At 67.3% G+C, this 4,977-nt stretch carries 8 protein-coding genes; 5 read left to right on the top strand and 3 right to left on the bottom strand.

The window, feature by feature from the left end; translation table 11 throughout:
* Positions 1-287: 287 nt before the first annotated feature.
* Positions 288-680, bottom strand: coding sequence for a heavy metal-responsive transcriptional regulator (locus BLW04_RS24730; RefSeq protein WP_091548216.1), 393 nt, complete (start codon positions 678-680; stop codon positions 288-290).
* A gap of 55 nt (positions 681-735) precedes the next feature.
* Here BLW04_RS24730 and BLW04_RS24725 point away from each other — a divergent pair, with 55 nt between their 5' ends.
* The 5 genes from BLW04_RS24725 to BLW04_RS24705 all read left to right on the top strand — a co-directional run bounded on the left by BLW04_RS24725 (position 736) and on the right by BLW04_RS24705 (position 3,692).
* Positions 736-1,050: a thioredoxin family protein gene (locus BLW04_RS24725; RefSeq protein ID WP_091548222.1), complete on the top strand. Its 315-nt coding sequence runs from the start codon at positions 736-738 to the stop codon at positions 1,048-1,050.
* Positions 954-2,399 (top strand): dihydrolipoyl dehydrogenase family protein, encoded by a 1,446-nt coding sequence (locus BLW04_RS24720; protein ID WP_217631262.1) that lies wholly within the window; start codon positions 954-956, stop codon positions 2,397-2,399. The genes BLW04_RS24725 and BLW04_RS24720 overlap by 97 nt, the downstream gene beginning before the upstream one ends.
* A 161-nt stretch (positions 2,400-2,560) precedes the next feature.
* On the top strand, positions 2,561-2,881 hold the full coding sequence (merB, locus tag BLW04_RS24715; RefSeq protein ID WP_175484284.1) for an organomercurial lyase: 321 nt from the start codon (positions 2,561-2,563) through the stop codon (positions 2,879-2,881).
* Positions 2,809-3,147: an organomercurial lyase gene (merB, locus tag BLW04_RS24710; protein WP_091548210.1), complete on the top strand. Its 339-nt coding sequence runs from the start codon at positions 2,809-2,811 to the stop codon at positions 3,145-3,147. Before merB (BLW04_RS24715) ends, merB (BLW04_RS24710) begins: the two co-directional genes overlap by 73 nt.
* A 35-nt stretch (positions 3,148-3,182) precedes the next feature.
* Entirely contained in the window at positions 3,183-3,692 is a 510-nt protein-coding gene (locus tag BLW04_RS24705; protein ID WP_091548208.1) for a DUF1440 domain-containing protein, read from the top strand.
* Positions 3,693-3,965: 273 nt separating this feature from the next.
* Here the strand turns inward: BLW04_RS24705 and BLW04_RS27180 are convergent, their stop codons facing one another.
* Positions 3,966-4,625 carry a hypothetical protein gene (locus BLW04_RS27180; RefSeq protein ID WP_175484283.1) on the bottom strand — a complete coding sequence of 220 codons (660 nt, stop codon included), beginning with the start codon at positions 4,623-4,625 and terminating at the stop codon, positions 3,966-3,968.
* A 79-nt stretch (positions 4,626-4,704) separates the two neighbouring features.
* Positions 4,705-4,977: helix-turn-helix transcriptional regulator (locus BLW04_RS24695; protein WP_139307028.1), on the bottom strand; the 273-nt coding region annotated here is incomplete at its 5' end.

Genomic DNA, 4,977 nt, shown 5'->3' with positions numbered 1-4,977 from the left:
GGGTGCTTGGTGCCGGGGCGTCGGGTCCACGGGTGAACCGCCCGGGTTCAGTGGAGGCTGTGGGGTGCCCCGAGTTCGGTGGAGTCGGGCTGCTGGAATCCTTAAACCGCGTGGACACCACTCGCAGCACCGAGCCCGGCGCGACATCTGGGGCGAACTCACGATCAACGTCCAGAATTACCGGAGGCTACTCCTCAACCCCTTCCAAGAGTCGTTTCTATGAGAGGGAAAGCGCTTGAGCGCGGGCCGAGACGGGTTGAACCTTCTGTGTCGGCTCGGCTGCTCGATCAGACGAGAATGTGGCAGATATCGGCGTCGGTGCAGTCGGCGGGATCAAGGCGGTGGCTGCGTGCGATGACCTTTTCTAGTTCTGCTTCCAGAACGTCAAGGGTCCTGATGCGTGCACGAACGTCGGCGAGCTTGCTGTCGATCAGGCTCGCCACATGCGTGCACGGGACGTTGCCGTCGTCGCGAAGATCGATGATGCTGCCGATCTCGGCGAGGGAGAGACCCGCAGCCTGAGCAGAGTGGATGAAGTTCAATCGGGTGAGCGTGGATTCGTCGTAGGTTCGGTACCCGTTGGCACCACGCTCGGGTTCGGGCAGGAGGCCCCTGCGCTCGTAGAACCTGATGGTCTGGCTGGGCAGACCGGCGGCGCCAGCGAGTTCTCCGATCAACATCTCTCCACCCTAGCTCTTGACCTTGCACCGCGGATCAAGGTTTATGGTCGTGCGCATGGACGTTGCCTTGCTGTACTTCGACGCTTGCCCGAACTGGAAGGTCGCCGACGAGCGCCTTGCGGCGATCGCCGCAGAACGCGCCGACCTCACACTGACGCGCCATCTCGTTGACACGCCGGAGGAAGCCGAGCGGGTTGGCTTCCACGGCTCGCCGAGCATCCTGGTGGATGGCGTCGACGTCTTCGCCGAGCCCGACGCCGGGGTCGGACTGTCGTGTCGGGTCTACCGCACTCCAAAGGGCATGGCGGGCGCGCCCACGGTGGAGCAACTCCGCGCAGCGCTCACCGTCGTCGGCAAAACCGTGCAATGACCCGAAGCTATGACTTGATCGTCATCGGCGCCGGCATGGCCGGTGTCTCCGCGGCCAACAAGTGCGCGTCGCAGGGCTGGAATGTTGCGATCGTTGACGCGCTGCCGTACGGCGGCACGTGCGCGTTGCGCGGATGTGATCCGAAGAAGATCCTGCGTCGTGGTGCAGAGATCATCGACAGCGCCCGGCTGATGCGCGGCAAGGGCATCGACGACGAGGGACTTTCACTCAACTGGACCGACCTGATGAAGCACAAGCACGGCTTCACCGATCCGGTCCCCCGGAACATGGAGGGCAGCCTCGCCGGCAACGGCATCGACACCCTTCACGGTCTCGCTCGCTTCACCGACAAGACCAGCATCGAGATCGACGGCACCCCCTACCACGCGACGCATTTCCTGATCGCCACCGGTGCACGTCCGCGACCTCTGGAATTCCCTGGTCACGAGCACCTGGTCGACAGCACCGACTTCCTGGATCTGGAGATTCTCCCGCCGCGAATCATGTTCGTCGGTGGCGGCTTCATCTCCTTCGAGTTCGCCCACATCTCGGCGCGTGCCGGCAGTGCCCCGGTCATCGTCGACCGCGGAGCGCGTCCCCTCAAGGCGTTCGATCCCGACCTCGTCGAGCTCCTGATCACCCGAGGCACCGGGGTGGGGATCGAGCTGCAGCGCTCTACGACGATCACCGCGATCGAGCAGACCCCGACCGGCTACCAGGTCAGCGTCGAACGATCCGGGCAGGCCGAGAGCAGGGAGTTCGACCTGATCGTGCACGGCGCCGGTCGAACACCCGACCTGTCCAGCCTGGACCTCGATGCAGCCGGGGTCGCGTGGGACGAGCGCGGCGTACACGTCGCCGCTCACCTGCAGAGCACGACCAACCCGGCGGTCTACGCCGCCGGCGACTCAGCCAACACCCCGGGGATGCCGCTGACCCCTGTCGCGGTCTTCGAGGGCAAGGTCGCCGCGTCCAACATGCTCAAACGCATCACGGCAGTCCCGGACTACGCCGGTGTTCCGACCGCTGTGTTCACGATTCCCGAACTCGCGCGGGTGGGGATGCTCGAACAAGAAGCGCGGGACGAGGGCATCGATCTCGACGTTCGCTACAGCGACACCAGTGGGTGGTACTCCAATTACCGGATCGGTGAGACGACCGCCGCCGCCAAGATCCTGATCGACCGGTCCAGCGACCGAATCGTCGGGGCACACCTGCTGGGCCCCGAGTACGGCGAGCTGATCAACTTCCTCGCCCTTGCGATGAAGCTCGACCTCACGACCCGTCAGCTGAAGTCCATGACCACCGCCTATCCCACGGTGGGCTCAGACCTCGGCTCCATGCTCTGACTGAGGACTGAACCACGAAACGAGGCTGGATAGCCCCTCAGGCCGGCCAGGACGCAACGAATGGAGCACCAGGATGACTTCCCAGGTGAAGACGCTCGTGGAGGCCGCCGGACTACCGGCGGACAACCTGTTGAGCCGGGCGCGAGTTGCTTCCCGAGCCGGTGCAGCTGCTGCACCGGCGGACACTGCTCGCCTTCGGCCAGAGCGGAAAGCCGCCGACGCATGATCAGCTCCAGAACTGGGCCAAGGAGCTTCATCTGGCCCTCGACACATCGCTGCAGCAGCTCACCGAGGCGGAGCTGTTGTTCCTGGACCACTCCGGCAGGAAAGTGTCTGGTGGGGTCCCGTTCGCCTCCGGCCCGACAGCGCACCGGGTCCTCATTGTCAACGGCCCGACCGTGTTCGCGAACTGTGCCGTGGACGCCCTGGGCATGGCGGCCATGCTTGGCCGCGATGTCGACATCCGTCCCTCGACGCACTAACAGGCGAGGAAGTCACTGCCGTTAGCCGCAGCGGGCACTGGACCTGGCAACCGGCTGACGCGGTGGTGTTCGTGGGCTCGTCGGGTCAGGGACGGCTCACCGAAACCTGCTGTCCGGTGATCAATCTCCTCACCACCAGCGACCATGCCCTCGCCTACCAGCGCAAGCACGGCCTGGACGGTTTCGTCCTCACGCTCTCGGAGGCGGTGGAAGCCGGGACGCTGGCCTTCGGCGACCTCCTCCACCCGTCAGCCCCGACGACCTGATCGACCCGATCCCGACGACCAGAGAGGAACACCGCATGCCTGCCGTCACCGATGTCGCCGAAGACCTCGCCGTCGCCGCAGTGGCCGGATACCTGGCCACCAAGGCGATGGAACCCGTCAGCATGAGGCTCTATGAACTGGAGTCCGAGGAGGACCGCCAACACGAGGACGCCGTCCGGCCCGGGCCGCCGTACGAGCTCGCGGCGAAGAAGATCGCCGCCAGCCTCGAGGCCGAGCTGCACGGTAGGGCACTGGAGCGTGCGTCCCTGGCGATGCACTACGAGCTGGCCTTGAGCTGGTCCCCGGTGTACGGGGTGCTGCGACGTACCCGCGACATCCACCCGGCCCTCGCCGGCCTGGGCACCGGCGCGGCCATGTCCCTGGTCGCCGACGAGGCCATGGCCCCGCTGCTGGGCTACAGCGCACCCAATCGTGCCTATCCGCTCGCCACACATCTTCGCGGCTTCCTCGCACACTTGGTTTTCGGGCTCGCTGTCGCAGCCACCACCGAGACCCTCTGGGGCCTACGCGGACGGCGTCCTTGAACGACACCGGAACCACCGCCACGCCTGTCAACACCGCGAACGTCACCCATGAAGGAACCCTCATGACACAGCGCACCCCGTCACCGACCGACCACCAGCTCCCGGCGCGACGCCCGCTCGATGAGATCGGCGAGCCTCTGGACCAGGAAGCGCGGCCGGGCCCTTCCGGCTGGTGGTTCGGGCTCCTGGCCCTGCTCCCCATCGTTTGTTGCGGTCTCCCCCTGCTCCTCGCGGCCGGCCTGACCGCCGGAAGTGGCGCCGTACTCGGCGGCGTCACCGGAAGCGTCCTGATGCTGGGCGCCGCCGTCGTCCTGGCCATCTGGGGGTTTCAGCGCCGCGCACGCAGCGTGCGCACCGCCGATCCATCGACAGCCACAACGCGCTCGGGTGACAAGTGCTGCTGAGAACACCGACCCCGGCCTGGGGCGATGCGCTCTGCTGGGTGACCGGCTCGGGCACCGGATGGCCGGCTGCCTGCGATGAATCGGGGAAGGCCGCCGACTGACGGTTGATGTTGGCCGGCCGGTACAGCTCTGGCAACGCGCGAATGTCCTTGTCGCGCGCGGCGGCCTCCTTGGAGCGGATGACGTCCTCGAGCGCCGCGACCCGCACCCGCACCCCGCCGACGGTGCGGCGGGTGGAGCGCACGACCAGCTCGTCGTAGCCGCCCTCGAAGGCGGCCGGGCGGATGGCGAGATCCAGCTCGCCGTGCCGAGTCTGCAAGTTCAGCATCCGCACCCCGGCCAGGGACTCCCCCGAGGTGGCGAACGGCAGCCCCTCGGGGACGGCGTCGATGCGGATGCGCGCGTCAAGCTTCCGCAGCGCGGCGGCCAGCCGGTCCAGGTTCTCCCCGGTGGTCGCCGGGGCGACGTCGACATCGCGGGTGGGCCGCGCCGAGCCGTGCATCCGGGCGGCGTAGCCGCCGACGATCACTCGACGCCGTGGCGTTCCAGCACGGCCAGGATCGGCTCCGCGTCGAACTGGGCCGGCTCGGTGCGGTCATCGGCGTCGGTCACGGCTGCGCGGCTCGACCGGCGTCGACCAGGGCGATCATCGCTTCGTGACCGGTGTCCGTGGCGGCGCGCTGCTCGGGCGTCATCGCCGCGTAGTTGGCGTCCAGGACATCATCGTGGTTGTCATAGCCCTCCAGCCGGATCCGCATGTCCAGGTCGACCGCCGCCAGCAGCTTCCCCAACGTGGGCAGCGACGGCTGCCGGGTGCCGGCCTCGATCCGCTCCACAGTCGAGCGCGGCACACCAGCGAGGGCTGCCATCCGGGCCTGCGT

The sequence above is a fragment of the Modestobacter sp. DSM 44400 genome (assembly GCF_900107175.1).
In the GTDB taxonomy this organism is placed as follows: domain Bacteria; phylum Actinomycetota; class Actinomycetes; order Mycobacteriales; family Geodermatophilaceae; genus Modestobacter.
The sequence above is the reverse complement of the archived record's forward strand: the minus strand, read 5'-3'. Positions and strand labels throughout refer to the sequence as shown.

Bases quoted from the DNA above. Each gene is read 5' to 3' on its own strand.
- BLW04_RS24725 (WP_091548222.1), top strand. From the start codon at position 736: ATGGACGTTGCCTTGCTGTACTTCGACGCTTGCCCGAACTGGAAGGTC.
- BLW04_RS24705 (WP_091548208.1), top strand. From the start codon at position 3,183: ATGCCTGCCGTCACCGATGTCGCCGAAGACCTCGCCGTCGCCGCAGTG.
- BLW04_RS24730 (WP_091548216.1), bottom strand. From the start codon at position 680: ATGTTGATCGGAGAACTCGCTGGCGCCGCCGGTCTGCCCAGCCAGACC.